A 19,547-nucleotide genomic window follows, 5' to 3' on the forward strand; every position below is an offset into this window, starting at 1 on the left:
AGAATGCCTATGCCAACGCCAACCATAAATTTCCAATCTATCCGCTCCCATCACGGCAGCCAACATGGCGGGTTTGAGGAAGTTGTATGTCAACTCGCGGCGCTTGACTCTCCTAAGGAGCTTTCCTTTCATCGTAAGGGCGCCGGTGCTGACGCAGGTCTAGAATGCTATCGTGTCGAGCACGACGGGTCGGAAACTGGCTGGCAGGCCAAGTATTTTTTCGAGCTTGGTAGTGGCGAAGCAGGGCAGCTCAAGGAGTCCTTCGATAACGCCGTAGCCAAACACCCGATGTTAGCCCGTTTCATCGTCTGCCTGCCGTTCGACTTATCGGATGGGCGTGTCGGTGGACGTAAGTCCGAACGAGATCGTTGGGACGATTGGGTAACAGCACGACAGGCCTCTATTGCTCCCCGTGTGGTCGATATCGTGCTCTGGGGCAGTTTCGAGCTGACCGAGCGGTTGTCGCGGAACGACCCACTGCATGTTGGTCGTCGCACCTACTGGTTCGATCTCCCGCATTTCGGGGCCGAATGGTTTAGGGATAGGTTCGAAATCACCCGCATGGGGCTTGGCCGTCGTTACACGCCCGAGCTCAATGTCGAACTTTCAATCCGCCAGGCCTTAGCCGCGTTTGCGCGCGACCCCGAATTTGTGCGTCGGATCGCTGGTTGGGCTGATAACCTAGACGAGGCGCGGCATCGCTCACTGCGTTATATCGGCGCAGCGTTGGAGGCCACGAACAACATCGATGTGGCGATGCTTACCGAACAGGTGGCTGCGATTTCTTCGGCGTTTCGCACAGCTCCGCTCGGTCCCACAGATCCGCTGCCATTTGATGAATGGCGTGCCTTGGTCACGGCTGCGACCACTACGCTCGACTGCTGTTGGGCGGCGATCTGGAAGCTGCGCAGTCAGTCTGACGACAATAGTGAAATTGTTCGCAATGGTCTTTATTTTGCTGAGCATTTACGTGAGGCGCTTGATCGGGTTGCTGCGTCGCTTGATGCTCCATGGACTAGTCTCGCTAATACGCGACGCTTGCTGCTTAGCGGTGAGGCCGGTGTCGGCAAGTCGCACTTGCTTGCCGATGTCGCTGAACATCACATCGCCCGTAGCTTTCCTGCCGTGCTAACTCTCGGCGGCGCGTTTAGCGACGCTGATCCCTGGCGGCAGATTGCCGAACAGTTTGGGCTCACCAATACCCCGCCAGACACGATCCTTGGCGCGCTTGACGCCGCCGCTGAGGCCACTGGTACTCGTGCGCTGGTGATGGTCGATGCGATCAATGAACGAAACGGTATAGCGGTTTGGGCTGAACGGCTCGCTACATTCCTTGCTGTTGCTGACCGCTTTAGCCACGTGGTAATACTGGTTTCATGCCGCACCACGTTCCTTCCCTATATCGTACAAGATATTGACGATAATACGTTACCCCGAATTAAGCATCCTGGTTTTGCAGGCAAGGCGGCCGAGGCTGCGCGACGTTATCTAGATCAGCGCGGCATAGTGCGCATGGCAGCTCCGCATTTCGCGCCCGAGTTCGAGAATCCACTATTCCTACGCAGTTGCTGTGACATGTTAGAACGGCGGGGCGAGCGTGAGTTGCCGCGTGGCCTCGATGGAGTATCGAGCGTCTTCAATTTTTATTTCGGGGCGATCGTCGAAACTCTCAATCAGCGCATGAGATTGGTGCCCAGGCGCAAGTTCGTGGAGAAAGGCCTTAGAGCACTCACCGAAGCGATGGTCGCGGAGGGTATTGGCTACCTGTCGATCGATAAGGCAACTCAGATTCTTGATGAGGTTCATCCATCTGATGGGCGTACCGATCAAGACCTGTTTTTCCAGCTAGAAAACGAAGGAGTAATTGCGGTCGAACTAGTCCGTGAGGGAGATGCTACCATTGAAATGGTTCGCTTTACATTCGAACGGATGAGCGATCATCTTATTGCCCAGAGATTACTCGATATTCATGTCGGTGACGGTGATCCCGTGCCAGCCTTTGTCACTGGAGGCCCGCTCGCGGCATATGTGGCGGGCCGGGATTCATACCAATTTGCAGGAATCGCTGAGGCGCTCGCCGTCCAACTACCCGAGCGCTACGGAATTGAAATCATTGATGTGGTCGACAATAAGAGTGACTGCTGGAATCTGGTTCATGCTTTTCAGCTCAGCTTATTGTGGCGCCGTCAGGACTTCTTCTCCGAGCGAACCCTCGAATTGGTAGAGGAGTGGGCAGATGTGATCGGCGGTGATGCAGTGCTTGAGACGTTGCTCTTAATAGCAACCGAACCTAATAACCGTTTCAATGCTGATTATCTCGACCGCTGGCTGCGCCCGCTCTCGATGCCCGAACGCGACGTTCAATGGTCGACCCGTGTCATGCTCCTCATTGAGGAGAGTGAGGCAGGAGAGGAAGCGATCAACACGCTGATCGAATGGGTACTTGCTAATGGCTTAGGTCAGATCCAGTCGGCTCGCGCGCGGCTTGCCGCGATCACGCTAACTTGGCTCACTAGTCTCAGCCATCGTTGGATCCGCGACATGGCTACAAAATCACTTGCGACGCTGTTGGTTGATCGCTGCGATCTCGCTGCTATTCTGATCAGGCAATTCGCTGATGTCGATGATGCTTATATTCTCGATCGCTTGCTCGCGGCAGCCTATGGCGCGGCAACACGTTGCACGAGCGACGAGGGAATCGCCGAGCTTTCTCAGGCTGCTTTTACAGCGGTCTTTGCGCGTACTCCTCTTTCAACTCACGCTCTTGTCCGCGACCATGCGCGCGGTATTGTCGAATTCGCTGCAAGCCGCGGTGTCCTGCTTCCTGATGTGCCGCTTGACCGAGCCCGCCCTCCTTATTCTCGTGGAAAACCGCTTGAAACTATTAGTGAAGAAGCACTCAGCGACTATGTCCAAGACTATGGTGCCGGATCGTTCCGCGATCAGATCTACAGCTCGGCTGTAGAAGATGGTGATTTTGCACGTTATGAGATCGATTCGCTCGTAGATAAGTTCTTAAGGCTCCCACGCGAAGAGCGCGGTCGTTCAATCTCTGAGATTTATGATGAGTGGTGCAAAAAAGCTATCGTACCGCATCCCGAACGACAGGCAGCGTTAGCACAACTTGTGAGCGTCGCAGAACATGTATCCTCTATTACTCACGGCTTTGACATTTGGGGGCATGCTGGTGCGGATGACTTCAATAAAGCATACCGTGCCGCTGAACAGCAGCGTATGGAAGCAACCGAATCGCTCGAAAAACTGCTCGAGGAGGAGGAAATCCAGGAATTTCGGATCCGTGCTGCTAGCTATATCAACGATCGCATGTGGGATGAACACGCTGCGGTAACTCACCCAACATATTCTGGTGAACAATCGCGACGTTGGGTGGCCTGGCGGGCACATGAGCTTGGTTGGATCTCTGAGCGCTTCGCAGAGTTTGATCGTCATATGGCAAGTTCCGACCGCATGGAGCACCGAACTGAGCGTATCGGAAAAAAATATCAATGGATTGCTTATCACGAACTGGCTGGGCGGTTAGCTGACATCGCTCTAGTAGAGGGTGATTTTAAAGGTGAACCAGAGTTATACGACGGGCCATGGCAAATTGGAATACGTGAGATGGATCCAACCATTCTCGTAACCCGAACCAAGCAACATGATTCAGATCATCAAGGTTCAACTTGGTGGTCGCCTTATTCCCCTAATTGGCGCGAGGATTCGCCCGAGGCGCGGATTGCGTGGATGGAAGATCAATTACGAGATATTCCCAATCCTATTCAACAGATTGATGTCGCCGATTCAGATGGCCGACGCTGGTTAGTGCTTAATACAACTGTTGGCCGTAATCAATGGCGTATGGTCAATGGAGAGCGCGTGATTCATCGGATGACCTGGCATAAGGTCAAATCTATGCTTGTAGCACGAAATGACGTTGAGCGTTTGGAGAAACATCTCGCGGGTTCCCCGAGGGATCGAGACAACCCACCAGAAATTGAGATGCCTTGGGGTAGCTATCTTGGCGAATATCCCTGGCATCCTGCATTCGAAAGTATTGATGGTGTCTGGAACCTTGGTATCGGATCCAAACTCCACACTCAAGCAACTGTAGCTAATTGGTTTGTCGAGCGTGCCGGCCACAATTATTCGGTGGAGGAGAGTTTTAATCTTACGATTCCCGCCCCGGCGCTAATGCGTGGCCTCCATCTTCGTCTAGCTGACGGGCGTTCGCTTGCCTACTCTACTTCCAATGGGAAAGTTCTTTTCAAAGACCCTTCGGCTAATGAGCCTGGGTTTAGTGCGGCGGTCGTTGATCGTGATGCGTTCCGTGCCTTCCTAGACGCTGAGGGGCTAGAGATAGTGTGGATTGTCACGGGCGAGAAAAGTGCTCACGGTGGCCCACCCCATGGCCGTGGATGGGGTGGAATGCTTAACTACTGGGGCATTTACCGATTTAATGGTGACTCTATCCGCGGTGAGCTCAATTACAAACGCCAAGATGCGAGACCCGAGCAATTGAGGGAGCTTCTGGCCTATCCATGACACAATGAGACAGTTCATAGCTGAAAGCAGCTGTTGTGGATGGCGATGCGTCAGATATGCATTAGCCGGCGCCCACGCTAGCACTTCCTCCAGATCCCATACCACGCAGCGCCCGGTGAGCCGGAAGCGGCAAGGGAGTTCGGTTCGCTACTCCATTTCATAGATGGTTGTCTCTGCTAGGGGGCCATTCGGACGTAGCTCCTGACGTCATGGGTCAGTACGCTGCTATTGGCTCCCTTGCAATTCATTCACCTCCAAATTACGAAGCTGGCTCGACGGAGCTAGCTAGATACGCCTTACGTGCCAGCTTGGACAGCTGGTGGCTCGACTGATAACTCAACGCTACAAGCTAAACTCTGGCCCATCGTGGGAGTGGGGAGGGCGCCGATGCTTATGTATAGTCTTCTGGTATCCCTTTTCTGGCGTGTCGCGATAATATTCGCGCAGCCTTTTTCTCAGCGCAAGGACATAGGGCTCATCCTCGATGGCGACTAGAAATAAATGCCGAGGGAGACCTCCTGTCGTTCCACTTCCGAGGATGCGAAACGCATCCTCAATTGTGTCAAACGGTTCGCCCAGGTCGGATTCGGAATTACACAAGCCGAAGCTAACGAAGCTGGCCCAGTCCCAGCCATCTTTCCGCACATCTAGTCGAAGGTAGGTGGATCCAGGATCCTTCTGCGCATTGAGCGCGCACTGTTGCAGGGCTTCAGCTGAGCTGACTGTTGGCACTGGAGGATAAAGAGTAAACGGTGACTCATGGTAAAACAGGTAGTAACCCGCCCTAGGCAATCTGGAAAGCTTGGAAAGCTGGCCTTTGCTACTCCCTATGTTGGCAATGCCCTGTTTGGCTCGCTTGGCCTGTAGAAGCACGGCCTTCCGGCACCTCAATCCACCTACGGTCAGCGAAATGATGATGCCAAGGTCGGCTCCCACACGGGCTTCTTCGGCCTTACTCGCGAGTTGAAGTGTGCCCAGATAAGATGAGGACTTTGGATAGCCGAATTTCGGAATCCGTTTGGCGGCCCATCCTGACAACCAAGTTTCTACGTTGGTACTGAACCGGCCGTTGAGCGGATCCTCATGCGCCTCGGTGTCGGAAAGGAAGTCCGCCATTTGTTGTGCGCACTGGAACATAGACCAGTAGATAGTCCAGAGCACATCGACAGTAAAGTGCTGTGGCGATGTCGCTAGCAGCGGGAGAAGCTGCCACTGATCCGCCGGATGGGAACAGAGCGCTAGTTTCCTGGCTGGTTCACCTAGCATGCTGGCGGCTGCAAGTTTGGCCGAGGCCTCGGCAATTTCGGTAAAGGCGCCTGTAGCGGGAATGCCAGCATGGTCGCTATAAGCCCTATCCCGAATGTCCTGGGCTTCCTGCTGCCAACCTGCGTAAACAGCTGCAGAAGGACGAATCTGGAAAACGAGCTTCTCCAGAAGTTTTGTGGCTTCCACTACGTGATCTGTTTGCACCAAACCGGCAATGCTCTCGAAATTCTTGGCAAAGTCTGCGGCCAACCAACCTTCGCCGCATGCCGCGGTCATCGGCGCAGTTGCTACCTTCTGGAATTTGGCTAGCACTGCATGCCGTGCCTGATAGGACGAAAGGGTTTCATTCAGTGCAAGCAGTTTTCTCCGTTGCTCTTCTACATCGCGGTTGTGTACGGCGATGTCCCTGGTCCGCTGTGCTTTCACCTCTGATTCGTCGAATTGACGTTCGGCTTGCGCGTACTGGTCCTTGGTATGCCGCCAATCGCGCCATGCCCGAAATGTGTTCACGGGAGAGAGGATCCAGCCTAGCCCACTTTTCTGTCTAATACTGAGAAAGCGTTTCCTGCGTGTTACGGCCTGGGTACGCATTGGCGAGAGGGCTGTCTCGCGTTCTTGCTCCTCGCTTCGAAAGGCTAAGCCTTTGATACGACGGATTTCCTGTTCTGTTGCCCGAATCTGCTGGGCCAAGGAGCCGACAGTGTGCGATAGAAAAGAGGTCAGCCCGCGGCTGGTGAGGGCAAGAGCGTGCCTGTCAGAAATATGATTCGATGTCATCTTTGGCTTCCTGGCCTTATAGGTCATTTGCCGTTGCAGGGCAATTGCGCTAGAAGTAGCATCAATCTTTGAAGCAGTGTACCTGACCACCTTGCTGCCGCGCGCGATGCTGATGGGGCGATTGCAACAAAAGATGCAGCGGGCGCAGTTGTGGATCAGGCAGGGCAAGACAAACAATATCTAGTTCTAGCTACATCGTCCATGCATCCCTGCTTGCCGCCGTTGACTTGCGGGCTACGCACCGCGCTTCGTGCCGAATCGCGGCCATCCGGCTTTGATCCCTGACGCCTCCGGCCCAAAAGGGCCTGCGCGCTCCGCTTGGTATGATCGAGTGTGTGTAGTGGGTATGGTATGGGCGGTCTTGCTGTTCCCTTCACCGTAACACTGCGTTTTCGCCGTCAAGGGCCGCAAGCATTGCCGTAAGCGTTTGCTGCGCGGCCATGGCCGTTCATGACCCTGTGACAGCTTGCGCTGCGCAATGCTGACGCCGGTTCAGGGCAATTTCTCCCGAGCAACCGGAGCACGCTCATGACACAATTGTCCTTTTCCTCGTTCGATTCCTCTCTGCTGGCCCATGACGCGCAAGGGCGTTACCTGCCGGCGTCGGTAGATCAGATTCTTGACGCCGCGCGCCAGGTCATCGACCACAAAATACAGCGCGGTATGTCCTTCACTTCACCAACACTTGTCAAGGAGTACCTGTGTGTCAAACTGGCTGTTTTCGAGCACGAAGTCTTCGCAGTACTGTTCCTCGACTCGCAGCATCGCTTGATCGAATACACTCAGATGTTCAGGGGCACCATCGACAGCGCTTCGGTGTATCCAAGCGAGGTGGTCAAGGAAGCGCTGCGGATCAATGCGGCGGCGGTGATTTTCTCGCACAACCACCTCAGCGGAAATTCCGAGCCGAGCCGTGCCGATGAAGCCATCGCCAAGCGGCTCAAGGAGGCTCTGGAGCTGGTGGATGTACGCGCGCTGGATCATGTCATTGTCGCCGGTAGCGACACCACGTCCTTTGCCTAACGTGGCCTGATCTAACTCTGGGGGCTTCGGCCCCTTTTTTTGCTGCGCCTGATGGTGTGACTACATTACTGGCGTCTACTCCCAAGGAGGACTTGACGGCGGCGGACTATCAGCGCTAATTGTCAAAAGCACTATCGAAGATGGTTCAGAATCTTCTGAGGATTCCGGCAGGCCTCCAGCATTCCGTTGTACCAAACACTCAATGGATACGTTGGGTTGTTAGAGACTTCTAGCTCACGCTTTGCACGCAGATCGGCAATACAGGCTGGCGCCGAGTGGCCGACTGAACTCATGGTGTGCGCATCACCGGGCAAGGTCTTGAATAGATTGTAGGACCAGGCATCGTATCTGAACGGAAGCGGGTCTTGATTATCGTCTGCCCAGTCGACCAGAACGATTGGCCGATGTCGGTCTCTAACCTCGGAAAATGCCGTGTTTAGATGTAGATCGCCAAAGCCATATCCAAGGAATAGCAAACTATCGGCTTCGTGCACGAGACGGTTGACCTGCGCGAAGTACGTGCGGAAAGGTTGCCGAAGAATCTGTTGGGTCTTTCCGTAACCGGCCACGAAGGGAGACATTGGATAGGTCGTCCCTTCCATTGAGTCCTGACTGTTGCGACCGGTCGCATGAACCGTATGACTCTTCGATGGCGCAGCCACCCAGGTGATACCGTGCATGTCGTGTGCAACGCCTGTCATCGCGAAATGCACTGAGCCATGTAGGTGGTAGATGAAGTTCCAGTCTGTTCGGGTCAGGACGGACATCGGATCGAACTTGCCATCTGCGTTGAACCCAGTATAAAGATCCGGCGACGCTTGGGTGAAAAGGTTGTCATAGTTGAGTGTGATGATGCCGATATCAAACTCTTCCTTTAGTGCAGCCAGGAACTGCCTGAGTTCGGCGATCTCTGCTGCCTTCGCTTTGCTCGCGTCAGCGCAAGCGTCGATGAAGTGATTGACCAGTTCACTCATCAACGTGCTGGTCAGGTTCCCCAGAACCGCTCCATCGGCAGCTTTCCTAACCCGTCCGTGGATCACTTCCGGCAAAGAATTGGCCGTAAGCAACGCATTGGATCCGTGCAGCCGATCGAGGTCAGATAGGTAGGGAATCAACAGGTTGAGTTGGTACAGTATTTCCTCGAAATTCGCCCATTTGCGCAACCCCGGCTTCGTTGCACAACCGTAATACGCATTGATCGCGTCCCGGCAGTGACGGTAAAGATTGGAGGTAGGTTTTTTTGCTAGTGGGTGGCTATTGCTAGTGCTGGTGTCGAAAAAAACGTCTATATCGCTAACGGAGGGTAGGCCGAAATCCATGGATGCGCCAGCACCAACGGTTATCAATAGTTTCTTCTTCATAGGAATAAGTCCAGGTAAAAAAAGTTTCATAGTACAGGACACTTGAGGGCCGCGGCAGCGACCATCTACGCCCGTCAGATCAAGGAAGGTGACGGCACTGAAAGCTGGCCTAGTCACGCAGCAAGCCGACGGCCTGCCGGCCACTTCATTGTTGCAGGGGCCTTTATTTGCACATTAACGTCAATATCGAGGTGTTGTGAGGTTACACAACAGCAGAGTTGCCGGAATTTCCAGTGCTTGGTTCTGAGCCGGTATCAAGGAATAGTGGACATAGTCTGTTGATATAACGGAATGTACTCTGCATGATGGATGCTCAACAAGGCATTGCTCAGATTTACTGCATATATCAACAAATGAACCGTCATTCACAAAGACAATCAGTGCTGCATGGCTATCATTTGGTGTTACATATTGGCATAGCTGCGATAACGCGTTGTAAAGCGCGCTAGGGCCTCTCCAGATTTTGCACTCGGCTACTAATTGATGGCCGTTACTGGCAACCCCATCAAATGATGGCTTTGCTACCACAATGTCAGCATGCCCTTGAAATGCATGCGTTTCAGCGCCAGCCTGAAAACCGTCTCTCTGAAGTGTCAGCACAAGCTGCGAGCGCAATGCGTTCTCATCAAGTCCCTTATGGAGCTGGGCATTTTGCTCCCAGTGCTTTACATATTGCTGGATCACCTGCATGGGTGATGACCTAATTAAAGGTTGGTATGCTGAAGAGGCTATCAACATGCTTAAAAATTGTTCTACACGCTCAATAGTTTCATATTGTCCCCAATACAGCCTGAGCATATATCGGACGGTGTGATTTTCTGGGTAGCTTGCTTCGAAATCTTGCTGTGCAGCCTGGCCTATGGAGTTGTAATCCTGCTCTGGAGGAATTGATTTCCTTACGTTCGACACATACTCATCTATAAGCATGGACTTGTTAACATATGAAGTGTCGAGGCTTCCCTTTAAGTAATAGGCGCAGCCGCCGCCCTCCGCATACATGTCTCTTATTGGTGAGTTATGGCTCACATCGAACACGAACTCATTTTGATTTTTAAGACGCACCCAATCATTATGATATTCACTGAACTGATTGCACAAAACTTGCAAATTTTGCAGAATTTCTACCACATTCATATTGATATATCCTGTCTTTTTTGGCGCTCTTACATGGCATTATACAAAACAACTTCAACTACTCAGTAGTTTCTGTGAACCACGACAGGGCTGCATTTGCCCCAGCAGTTAAGAGGCCACGCGCTGGTTCTTATCGGCACACACCAGCGTCTGCAGTGTGCTCTGTAGTATTGCGAGACTATCGGTCAGAGCTGAGAAAAGGCATGGCATAGCCTAAAGGCGCTAAGCCGACGTCATTTTCATCGAGGAACTGCACAAAGCCGATTGGTACCATAAGACCAGCCAAGCCTTCGCGGTATTCCTGCTGGTGAAATCTGTCGGCGTGGTTGGCGACGGCCGTCGCTACTAATGGGTCATCGCCCTGCGCGCCGAGGAAACCATTGACTTCATGATCGCACGCTGGCCCACCTGCCGTACGAACTGCTGGAAACCGTCTCCAACCGTATCATCAATGAGATGGAAGGCATCTCCCGCGTGACCTACGACGTCAGCAGCAAGCCCCCTCGACGATCGAGAGGGAGGCTCTTATGTAGCACTATAAGCGCGAAATAGACTGGGAAATTTCATCGACCCTGAGGATCTTGTAAGCTCTTTTGGGAGCGAACGATCAAATAGGTAGACCAATGGCAACAGAGGGAACACCGGTAGACGAGACGGAATTAGCTACTCAGCTCCGCACAAGCGGCTTGGTTCGTGCTATTGCGGATCGAGAGTTCCGGCGTCTAGACGATAACCGCTCTGCGTTGGTCGAGGCGCTCGCGGCGATACTGAACGCTACCGATGCGCCACCAATTGATCTCCATGTCGAAGATGCGCTGGCAGAGCTGGAGGGACGGCGCTTCTTCCTCGTCCAGCATGTTCTATGCGACCTGATGCCTCTTCTGAATGTAGATCAGGAGGTCCTTCTTGCCTTCATCACGCGCTTGCTGGATACAGGTGGCAACGATCTGGATGCTGGCGCCCTGAGTACCGCTTTTGGGGAATGGACGAAGAAAGACGCAGCCAGATCTTCCCAGGTTTACGAATCAGCACGTACCGGCGATAACCGCGCTCTGCGTCAACTATCCACGGTTCTCCTAATGAACGCTGATGTCGAGGAAGGCCTAATTTTCGCGCAAGCTCACGATCGGGAAGCGAAGCTCGCAGCCATCTCGGCTTTGGGTGCCATGGAATTGGGTAAGCGCTACCGTGAGGTACTCGACACACTAACCCAAGAAGCGTCCAGCGACGATGAGGGTACCGCCCTTCGGTCTCTCGAAGCGGGCTACCGCGCTGCTGCAAAGCGAAAACTATGCGCACCAGCCAGTTTCGATGAACAACTCGAACGGGTTCTTCAGACGCAGAGCCCATCTGCTATTCACTTGGCGGCAGATCTCCTTTGGCGTTATCGAGAAGGCCTCACAGAGAATGTCATAGACCTGTGTCTCTATACCGTTGCAGATGTTGACCCAGACGATATTGTAACCATCTCGCACATTGATCATGCCTCATACCAACTTGTGAGAGATGGGCGCGCTGAAAAGGTGATCCGACTACTTGGTGAGTTGATCGATCGTTCAAAGGGGCAGATTACGCTAGGCGCGTTCCAGAGTACGTACCACGCGTTGACGCATGCAGGCGGTGAGGTGCTTGGTAGTGCGGTTATTTACTGGTTGCTCAATGGGGGAGTACACACTCGTAAATGCGTGGCGAATGAAGTATGCAGTGTTGGGAACGATGTTCCACCTTTCTCAATCCCCAAGTCCTCTCTTCCAACGGACTCATCAGACCAGCTGTTCCTTTGCCGGAAGGCTGTCGGGTGGTTCTTTATCGATCCACTGGCAGCGGTTGCTATACCATTAGCGATACTTCGCGACGGATGCCCGGATATAGCCAGTGATGTCCTCAGTCTGATCTACAACCCTCTGCTCCTGAGCTATGGTGGCAAGTTGAAGGACTACCTTGAACGCTACGTTGAAGAAGGCGGAGCGAACGGCTCTAGTATTACTGAACTGCTCACACGAAAGGCTGCCTTTCAGGATGCGATGGAGGGTATTGAACATTTGGTTGAACTGCACCCCAGCGAAATGCAGCGTGAGGTAGAGCGTACGCAGTGGAACGAGAGGATGGAACGAGGCATGGAGCAGGAAAGTCGGAGATCTATATTTGAGGATATCTTCGCCAAGCAATATATCCTTTATGGCCGCTCTTCGCTGACGCCGATTCATACTGGTGAGGGCGCCACGCATTTTACCGAGATCGAGATGAAATCGTTCTCGGTCTCGTCCGAATTGCCTCTCCTCAATATTGTTGACCCGGTCGGTCTCGAAAACTTGCTTGTACACCTCAAACTTGAGCCGCGAGAACAGCGATGAAACTTGTCTTGACGCACTATCTGCGCTCTCTACGCGAACGTGAGGAGCTCGATGCAATTTTGCCCGATCTTCTGGCTGAGAGTGGGTTCGAAGTTCTAACCCGTCCACGCCGTGGCACGGGGCAAGCCGGTGTCGACGTCGCTGCAGTCGGTCCCAACCCTGATCGAGATAATGTTAGAAGTTTGTTCTTGTTTACAATCAAGTCCGGTGATTTGACGAGAGAGCATTGGGATACCGGTCAGCAGGCCGTTCGGCCGTCGCTTAACGAGGTTCTGGATGACTACATCCCGAACCGCATCCCGCCACACCTGACGGATCTGCCCATCGTCATTTGTGTCTGCATGGGTGGGGAGATGCGTGAGAATGTTCGAGCCCAGTGGAGTGGCTTCTGCCGGACGAACGAGAAGGCTACCGTGCACTTCGCCGAATGGAATGGGGATCGCCTCGCTGATCTGATCCTTAGCGGCATGTTGCGTTCGGAGTTAATTGAGAGCGAAAGCCGAGGCGTGTTTCAGAAGGCGCTAGCGATGCTTGACCATCCCGACGTCGCATATCGGCATTTTAGCAGCTTGCTCAATACCATCTTCACCAAACCTAAGAACCAGACAGAGCGCACACGTCAGCTACGTAAGGCCTACCTGTGCCTTTGGATACTCTTCGTATGGGCTCGCGACGCCGGTAACCTCGAGGCAGCGTATCGAGCATCTGAGCTGGTGCTGCTACGTAGCTGGCCGTACTGCGATAATACCCGTCTGCGCAAAGGGTCGACGCAACAGGAACGGCTGGCTCATTTCGATCAGGTCTTGAAGCTTCATTTCATCATCGCCAACCTTCTTCTCGTCGAGAAGATTGGGCCGTTCGCCGATAAGTGCCACGCGCTTTCAATGGCCGTAAATTCTCGCAACGCGGTCGACATCAACCTTGCACTGTTCGAGACACTGGGAAGGTTGTCTCTTCACGGACTATGGTTGGATGCCATTAGTGCCTCGCAGGATGAAGCGTTTGCGCAGGCAATGAGCAAGGGGGCGGACAAGGTGCTTAATATAGTGATCGGGATGCTTAACGCGAACCCGACGCTTGCCGCCCCAGTTCGTGATGATTTCGCGATCGAACTAGCTCTTTTCATGCGTCTTGCAAGTGTGCGCGGCCGTCTTTCCGATGTCGCCGACTACATCCGTGGCATGTCCGATCACCTGTGCAACGGGCTGAGAATTCGGAATCACTATCCGACGCCGATGACAGAGTATCGAGATGTTCTCGCCCATCCCATAGACCGCAGTGATGCATACTTCGAAGAGCATACGCGCGCGGGGATTCTTTACACCTTCGTACTCGCTTGGCTTGCGATGATCGGAGATCAGGAACGTGCAGAACGTTTGCGTAGCACGTTGTTGGAGCACGCTCCGCACATGACACACCAAATCTGGATTCCCGAAGGACGAACGGATGATGTGTTTTGGAATGGTGATCGAGATCATGGGTTGTCGGTACCAGGGCTGCCACTCAACGACTCGCTAGAGGCCGTTTTTAATCTACTTAATCGCGTGATGGAAGAGCATCCGTTGCATGAGCGAGTAAGTGCTGTGAGAGTAGGTCTGATCCCTATCTTTCTCACAGCCTGCCGCCATTATCGTATGCCTTTGCCACCGCACGTTTGGCGAGGTCATGATCGTACCGCGCCGGACAGTACCGCCTCCTGAATTGAACTCTTGTAAAGCTGCGCAAGCAGAAGAACACTTCACGATGGAACAGTTATTAAAGCCTTTCAAGCTGAGCGCTTGGCGAAAGTTTAGTAAGTGCTCACCGTAATCAGAACAGTAACAACAATAGACAACACTATACCCATCATGGTGGTGCCGCTAACCGCCTCCTTGCGAAACAGCGAACCGAATACGACCGGTATCAACGAGTACATCGACACAATCACGATGCTGATAATGGCGAGTTGTCCTTCCCGTGATAGCGCATAGAGCGTAAGCCCCGGTGCACTGATACCGCCTGTTACGGTTGCGAAAAGTAGAAAGCGTTTTCGTGCTGGCTTTGTATGTTGGTAAAACGGCAGTAAACACAAGGCTCCGCTTAGCATGCATAGGGCGATACTATACAACGCCGCATGGTTAGGCGCCTGCCCAAGGAAGTGCAGTTGCAGTGTAAACCCCAAGCCCCCCAACCCAAAGAGCAGGCCTGTTCGGATCATGCTGTTCATCTGTTTTTTGTTTATCTGGCTGCCGCTCGCCGTTAACCGTTAACCAGATAGCGAGCAGGGCGATCATCACTCCGAGCGCGACGCGATCACATAGACATGTTGGGGAGATGACCGGTTGAGCTATAACTACTCCTGGCTGGTGACCAGGAGTAATAGTGGCAATAAGAGCTTTCCTAACGGAAACAATCAGGCTATCCGACCACCTCCGTCGACATATACTGTCGATCCTGTGGTGTAGTCATTGTCTATGAGAAAGCAGACTGCTTTCGCAGCATCGTTCGGTAAACCGACACGGCCGATAGGCAATTTATTAGCCGCCATATCAAACATCTCTAATCGTTTTTGGCTTGGCAGTGAGTCCCATAACTTGGTATCCATTAGACCAGGAGAAACAGTGTTGACGCGCACTGGCGCAAGCTCCAATGCCAGGGCGCGACCTAAGGCTTCAAGCGCCGCATTGATGGCGGATTGCAGTGCGCTCGCCTTTCCAGGGCGTACTGACAAATAACCCGCGACAAAGATGATGGAACCCTTCGCGGACACAGGAATGTATTTCGCTGCGGTATAAGCCCCCCAGAATTTGCTGTCCATGGCATGCCGGGCATCGTCAACGTTCAATGCCATGATGCCCCCCATAGGCGTGTCAGCGGCGCTAATCACCACATGATCCCAACATGGGCTGTCCTGCAGTGCCTGGATCTGAGCGGTGTCGGTGATATCAAGCTCCAGATGCTGGGCGGTATCGCTAAGCAGGCGCTTTGCCTCGTGCAACTTGTCAAGGTTGCGCGAGGCAATGGTCACGTTGGCGCCCATACGGTCAAGGATTTGTGCTGTTGCGAGTCCAACGCCGGAAGACCCGCCGATCACGAGTACAGATAAATTCATGAAGTCGAGCATTAGGCTTTCTCCTCTAAGTCAGAGGAACGGACGCGAGCGTAGGATTCTTTTTCAAGTTCGGTGATCTGTACCGCAATGTCACAGTTTCCATGAACCAACGCCTCATTGAAATATTCGGACAGAACCTCAAGGGCCACCCGCGAAATGTCCTTTTTTTGTTGCGTGCTCTTCCCGATGAAGGTCTCGATATTCAGTCGGACAAATGAGGCATTGTCCTTGGTTAGCCCGACATAGAAGGTGTCGACAGGGAATACACGAGATTTGAAATCTTGGATTCGTAAATCACCGGCTTTTGCCAGTTGAACGTGGAGGGTGCTGAACAGTCGTTTGCTGTCGATGCCAGCGCCTACATTTGTAGAATATTCAAGTGTCATGTGAGGCATTGTAAGATTCCTTTCTCAGGAGGTTGTTTCAGAAACAGCAGCATGAGGTTTGCTAAACTTGGTTAGCACTAGGCCAGCGCAAAGGATAAGTGCGATGAAAGCAATACACAGTGCTGGGATGATGCCCTGAGTGAACGAGTTAGTTGCAAAGTCACCGAGCATCAGCCCCATTGACGCCACGCCAATGAGCCCACCGATCTGCCGTGAGGCGTTGAGGACGCCTGAGGCCACGCCGATATGCTGGCTGTCGGCGCTGGATAACATTGCATTTGTCATCGCGGGCACGGCAAGACCAATGCCTAACCCCGCAACAATGAATTGCACAAGCATTGCACTGTACGAATGGAAATCTATAAAGGGGATGATGGAGGCATACCCCACAGCTGCTAGGCTGGTGCCCACCAGTAAGGTTTTCCTGAAACCACTGCGAACCATCAACTTGGCGGAATAGAGATTGGCGATCATGATTGCGCCGGTCATTGGTAGAAATGCCAACCCGGTTTGCAATGGCGAGTAGCTCCAGCCGTATTGGAAATACAGGCTGAACAGAAACACCAATCCATAGAACGCGAAATTGACCAAGATTCCGATTAGCGCAGAGGCGGTAAATTGTTTATTGGAAAACAAGTAAAGCGGTAGCATCGGCGAGTCGGCACGGTGCTCAACTAATATGAACAAGGCGGTGGTTGCAACGAAGCCAGCGATGCTTAGTAGTACCTCCTTCGATTGGAGACCATAGGCATTCACTTGAATCAACGCATATGTAAGAGATCCCAGTGCTGCCACCACCAGCAACTGACCTGCGATGTCGATCTTGCGTTCAATCAATGAATTTTTTTCCACCACAAATACATACGCGACCGTGATGCCCAATGCCGCGATTGGAATATTCACGTAGAAGATTGAGCGCCAGCCAAACATCGAAATCAGCACCCCGCCGAAGACAGGACCTAGCGCCAGGGCCATACCACCCGATGCCGCCCAGAAGCCGATGGCACGACTGCGTTCATTGGCGTCGGGAAAGGTCTGGTTGACGATTGCAAGTGATGCAGGAACTATCAGGGCTGCGCCGATACCCTGCAGCAGTCGAAAAACGATCAGTGAGGTGAGGCTGTCTGCGCTGCCACACAGCCAGGATGCCAAGGCAAATAGTGCAAAGCCGATCAGGAACACACGTTTGGGGCCAAATCTGTCACCGAGCGAACCGGTGGTCAACAAAAACGAGGCGAAGGTGAGGGTATAGCCATTCACCACCCATTCCAGGTAAGCGAGACTGCCTTCGAATTGCTCGTAGATTTGAAGCAATGCCACGTTAACGACGCTAACGTCCAAAATGACGATAACAAAAGCAAGACACGCAGACGCCAAGCTTAGATTCTTTCTTAGTAAAGTGTTCATTGTGCGATCCTTACCAGGGGGTGTTGACCAGGGAGTGAAGTTTCCAATAGCCCCAATTTGGTCATGAGCGCATAGTCGATTTCCTTGACGATAGAATCAGACATGGCCGGGCTGGCGTAGGAATAAAGAAGATGTAGGCGTCCGCGAAAACTGGACAAGTGTAGAACGACGCTGTAGTTGGCCATGTTCCGATTGACGGCGGTTTCCACAAAGTCCACTTGTCGATAAATGGCAGATGTGAAGTCGCTGATGCCACTATTGGTGATGCAAGGCCCTAGGAAAGTATCTGCGGCGCATAGCTCAGAGACTTTCAATTTGATGTGGCTATATCGAAGTGGACTGGGTGCCCAGGAACTACTGGCTTTCGATAGTGCGCTGCGATATTGGATGGCCTGGCTATCCAGCGGTATAGGCATTGCCTTCATGGGGCTCTTCAGTACATGGATATTGCAGCCGAGACCGCTCGCCAAGGCCTCGTCAAAGTGGCGACGCGAGTTGATTGCGGTATACAGTTCAACCTGTTTGATGCCGAGGCTGCAGGCATATGCTTCGGCGAGTGCCGCAGCAAAACACTCGTTCAAGGTGATGCCGCGCGCTTTGCAGGTCGTGATGATTGCTGCTGAAAGCTTGCGATCAAGCGTGCGGCGAAGGATTTTGGTTTTTCGGCCTGCAATCGGCGAGATGGTGCAATGGCGTTGGGAATTCGAGGCAATGCCGAGCGGCAGCGTAGACTCTCCGGCAGGAGCTGCTGTCACCCGCTTCAGCGGCTGTTTGCTACGATTAGGTATGAGCTTCGTCACCAGCCCTGTGCTGACATTCCAAAGTATGATTTCCAATAGCGACTGCAGCAGTACACGAGTGGTGAACGCATCAGAAATCACATGGCTTCGTGTGAAATAGATGTAGAGTGCTTTGGGCACTATGATGACTGAAAGCCTCCAGGGCCAGTCGGCTTGTAGTGGCGTGTTTATTTCTGTGATGAAAAGCTGTTGATGCTCAACTCCCTGGCTTTCTTGGTGAATTGTCAATTGCTCTGGCTGGTATGGCTTGCAGTAAAAAAATAGCTCCTCGTGTTCGGAATCTGTTTGGCTACTATGGATGGCGATGTTCAGCACCTCGTGCCTAGCGGCCCATTTTCTCAAATTGGCAGAGAGGGCGGTACTTTCAAAATCGCCGTTCACCCGGGCGGCTGTCACTACCTGTGTCGAACCATTTCCCATTTCGTGCATGTAATGGAAAGCCGCCTCGATATCGCTGAGTGCTCTAAGTATTTCCATAAAGTCCTCGTGCTTTAATGAACTGCTTTTATCCCAAGGAAAAGCGGTTACGCCCCTTGCAATACGAGTCGGTTGGAGAGTGACAAGTCCAGTTCATTGAATCGAAGCGAAATCGTGTCGCCGTCAATGAGTGAATGCCCTTGGTCGAAACTGTTCTGGTCCGCGCCCAAGAAGATGTAATGCATCAATCCTGTTTGTCGGAGTGCGGGTGACCTGAACAACATATCGATCAGTTGCTCCTGCTTGTAATAAAGCTGGTCGATTCCGGTTTCAAAGGTGCTGCTGAATGCAACCTGATGGTTTCGGAACACGTTGCAGGTTCCCGTTAGAACAAAGGGCGGTGGATGGAGAAAAATCCGCTCGCTGACAGAGCACTCCTTTAACTTGGCATAGGAAAATGCGGTGGGTGACGCCTTGATAGCGCCAATGTCGGTAATATCGTTACCGACGGTGAACCCGATATAGTGCGGCTTGCCCTGAGTATCGATCATATAGATCAATACAATTTCGGCTTCCTCACAGATCGCAGTAACACCGTGCTCAATGTTGAACGGCTCCCCGTCTGTTTTCAGCACATGCCCGGGGCCCTTGTAGAACCAAGCAGGTGTAGGGTTAGCTGTATTGCCGGAGGACAAAACCTTTTTTTTGTTTGTCAGTCCGAAACCGCTAACAATGACCCCTGACTTCTCCGGTAGTAGCAGAGGCGGTAGTAAAACGCGTTCTTTGGATGTGGTGGCTGAGAAGCCTTGTTCTGGCGTCGATTCAATAACCAGTTGCTTGAATAGTGAAAAATTATAATTGGACCTCAGCAAGAGTTTCTGAAGTTCGCCGGGTACATAGTGATAGGCCAATAATTCTCCATTGCGGCTGTGAGAAAACGAAATGTAATGTTGGTTGCGGTAGGTGAATTCAAAAAACGTATTCATCGG

General features: G+C 52.7%; 13 protein-coding genes and 1 pseudogene. 5 read left to right on the plus strand and 9 right to left on the minus strand.

The window, feature by feature from the left end; all coding sequences use genetic code 11:
- Positions 1 to 9: 9 nt before the first annotated feature.
- Complete coding sequence (locus tag ACFIOZ_RS03970) at positions 10 to 4,542, plus strand: hypothetical protein (RefSeq protein ID WP_386082403.1); 4,533 nt, start codon at positions 10 to 12, stop codon at positions 4,540 to 4,542.
- A 342-nt stretch (positions 4,543 to 4,884) separates the two neighbouring features.
- Here ACFIOZ_RS03970 and ACFIOZ_RS03975 read toward each other — a convergent pair whose 3' ends face one another.
- Positions 4,885 to 6,585, minus strand: coding sequence for a hypothetical protein (locus tag ACFIOZ_RS03975; RefSeq protein WP_386082404.1), 1,701 nt, complete (start codon positions 6,583 to 6,585; stop codon positions 4,885 to 4,887).
- 528 nt (positions 6,586 to 7,113) lie between these two features.
- Between ACFIOZ_RS03975 and ACFIOZ_RS03980 the strand changes: the two genes are divergently transcribed.
- Entirely contained in the window at positions 7,114 to 7,608 is a 495-nt protein-coding gene (locus ACFIOZ_RS03980) for a JAB domain-containing protein (RefSeq protein ID WP_386082405.1), read from the plus strand.
- A 131-nt stretch (positions 7,609 to 7,739) separates the two neighbouring features.
- On the opposite strand, the gene ACFIOZ_RS03985 is transcribed toward ACFIOZ_RS03980, so the two are convergent.
- Entirely contained in the window at positions 7,740 to 8,969 is a 1,230-nt protein-coding gene (locus ACFIOZ_RS03985) for an SIR2 family protein (RefSeq protein WP_386082406.1), read from the minus strand.
- Between the two features lie 180 nt (positions 8,970 to 9,149).
- A complete protein-coding gene (locus ACFIOZ_RS03990; RefSeq protein ID WP_386082407.1) occupies positions 9,150 to 10,103 on the minus strand; it encodes a hypothetical protein in 954 nt (317 codons plus the stop codon).
- Positions 10,104 to 10,329: 226 nt separating this feature from the next.
- Between ACFIOZ_RS03990 and ACFIOZ_RS03995 the strand changes: the two are divergent.
- The 3 genes and pseudogenes from ACFIOZ_RS03995 to ACFIOZ_RS04005 form a co-directional block, all read left to right on the plus strand.
- Positions 10,330 to 10,655: pseudogene (locus ACFIOZ_RS03995) on the plus strand (hypothetical protein); the annotation flags it as partial.
- 71 nt (positions 10,656 to 10,726) lie between these two features.
- On the plus strand, positions 10,727 to 12,457 hold the full coding sequence (locus ACFIOZ_RS04000; protein WP_386082408.1) for a hypothetical protein: 1,731 nt from the start codon (positions 10,727 to 10,729) through the stop codon (positions 12,455 to 12,457).
- Positions 12,454 to 14,157, plus strand: coding sequence for a hypothetical protein (locus ACFIOZ_RS04005; RefSeq protein ID WP_386082409.1), 1,704 nt, complete (start codon positions 12,454 to 12,456; stop codon positions 14,155 to 14,157). The genes ACFIOZ_RS04000 and ACFIOZ_RS04005 overlap by 4 nt, the downstream gene beginning before the upstream one ends.
- An 89-nt stretch (positions 14,158 to 14,246) precedes the next feature.
- Here ACFIOZ_RS04005 and ACFIOZ_RS04010 read toward each other — a convergent pair whose 3' ends face one another.
- The 6 genes from ACFIOZ_RS04010 to ACFIOZ_RS04035 all read right to left on the minus strand — a co-directional run bounded on the left by ACFIOZ_RS04010 (position 14,247) and on the right by ACFIOZ_RS04035 (position 19,544).
- The gene (locus ACFIOZ_RS04010) at positions 14,247 to 14,654 is read right to left on the minus strand and encodes a hypothetical protein (RefSeq protein WP_386082410.1); all 408 of its coding nucleotides are present in this window, start codon (positions 14,652 to 14,654) and stop codon (positions 14,247 to 14,249) included.
- Positions 14,655 to 14,849: 195 nt separating this feature from the next.
- Positions 14,850 to 15,560 (minus strand): SDR family oxidoreductase, encoded by a 711-nt coding sequence (locus ACFIOZ_RS04015; RefSeq protein WP_386082411.1) that lies wholly within the window; start codon positions 15,558 to 15,560, stop codon positions 14,850 to 14,852.
- Positions 15,560 to 15,943, minus strand: coding sequence for a 5-carboxymethyl-2-hydroxymuconate Delta-isomerase (locus ACFIOZ_RS04020; RefSeq protein WP_386082412.1), 384 nt, complete (start codon positions 15,941 to 15,943; stop codon positions 15,560 to 15,562). The genes ACFIOZ_RS04015 and ACFIOZ_RS04020 overlap by 1 nt, the downstream gene beginning before the upstream one ends.
- 15 nt (positions 15,944 to 15,958) lie before the next feature.
- Complete coding sequence (locus ACFIOZ_RS04025; RefSeq protein WP_386082413.1) at positions 15,959 to 17,341, minus strand: MFS transporter; 1,383 nt, start codon at positions 17,339 to 17,341, stop codon at positions 15,959 to 15,961.
- A complete protein-coding gene (locus tag ACFIOZ_RS04030; protein WP_386082414.1) occupies positions 17,338 to 18,618 on the minus strand; it encodes a hypothetical protein in 1,281 nt (426 codons plus the stop codon). The genes ACFIOZ_RS04025 and ACFIOZ_RS04030 overlap by 4 nt, the downstream gene beginning before the upstream one ends.
- 47 nt (positions 18,619 to 18,665) lie before the next feature.
- Complete coding sequence (locus tag ACFIOZ_RS04035; RefSeq protein ID WP_386082415.1) at positions 18,666 to 19,544, minus strand: hypothetical protein; 879 nt, start codon at positions 19,542 to 19,544, stop codon at positions 18,666 to 18,668.
- Positions 19,545 to 19,547 lie beyond the last annotated feature (3 nt).

Origin of the sequence: Vreelandella sp. F11 (assembly GCF_042466685.1) — a bacterium.
Lineage (GTDB): Bacteria > Pseudomonadota > Gammaproteobacteria > Pseudomonadales > Halomonadaceae > Vreelandella.

What these genes read in the sequence shown, in the direction of transcription:
- ACFIOZ_RS03970 (WP_386082403.1), top strand. Translation starts at nt 10, where the DNA reads ATGCCAACGCCAACCATAAATTTCCAATCTATCCGCTCCCATCACGGC.
- ACFIOZ_RS03975 (WP_386082404.1), bottom strand. Translation starts at nt 6,585, where the DNA reads ATGACATCGAATCATATTTCTGACAGGCACGCTCTTGCCCTCACCAGC.
- ACFIOZ_RS03980 (WP_386082405.1), top strand. Translation starts at nt 7,114, where the DNA reads ATGACACAATTGTCCTTTTCCTCGTTCGATTCCTCTCTGCTGGCCCAT.
- ACFIOZ_RS03985 (WP_386082406.1), bottom strand. Translation starts at nt 8,969, where the DNA reads ATGAAGAAGAAACTATTGATAACCGTTGGTGCTGGCGCATCCATGGAT.
- ACFIOZ_RS03990 (WP_386082407.1), bottom strand. Translation starts at nt 10,103, where the DNA reads ATGAATGTGGTAGAAATTCTGCAAAATTTGCAAGTTTTGTGCAATCAG.
- ACFIOZ_RS04000 (WP_386082408.1), top strand. Translation starts at nt 10,727, where the DNA reads ATGGCAACAGAGGGAACACCGGTAGACGAGACGGAATTAGCTACTCAG.
- ACFIOZ_RS04005 (WP_386082409.1), top strand. Translation starts at nt 12,454, where the DNA reads ATGAAACTTGTCTTGACGCACTATCTGCGCTCTCTACGCGAACGTGAG.
- ACFIOZ_RS04010 (WP_386082410.1), bottom strand. Translation starts at nt 14,654, where the DNA reads ATGATCCGAACAGGCCTGCTCTTTGGGTTGGGGGGCTTGGGGTTTACA.
- ACFIOZ_RS04015 (WP_386082411.1), bottom strand. Translation starts at nt 15,560, where the DNA reads ATGCTCGACTTCATGAATTTATCTGTACTCGTGATCGGCGGGTCTTCC.
- ACFIOZ_RS04020 (WP_386082412.1), bottom strand. Translation starts at nt 15,943, where the DNA reads ATGCCTCACATGACACTTGAATATTCTACAAATGTAGGCGCTGGCATC.
- ACFIOZ_RS04025 (WP_386082413.1), bottom strand. Translation starts at nt 17,341, where the DNA reads ATGAACACTTTACTAAGAAAGAATCTAAGCTTGGCGTCTGCGTGTCTT.
- ACFIOZ_RS04030 (WP_386082414.1), bottom strand. Translation starts at nt 18,618, where the DNA reads ATGGAAATACTTAGAGCACTCAGCGATATCGAGGCGGCTTTCCATTAC.
- ACFIOZ_RS04035 (WP_386082415.1), bottom strand. Translation starts at nt 19,544, where the DNA reads ATGAATACGTTTTTTGAATTCACCTACCGCAACCAACATTACATTTCG.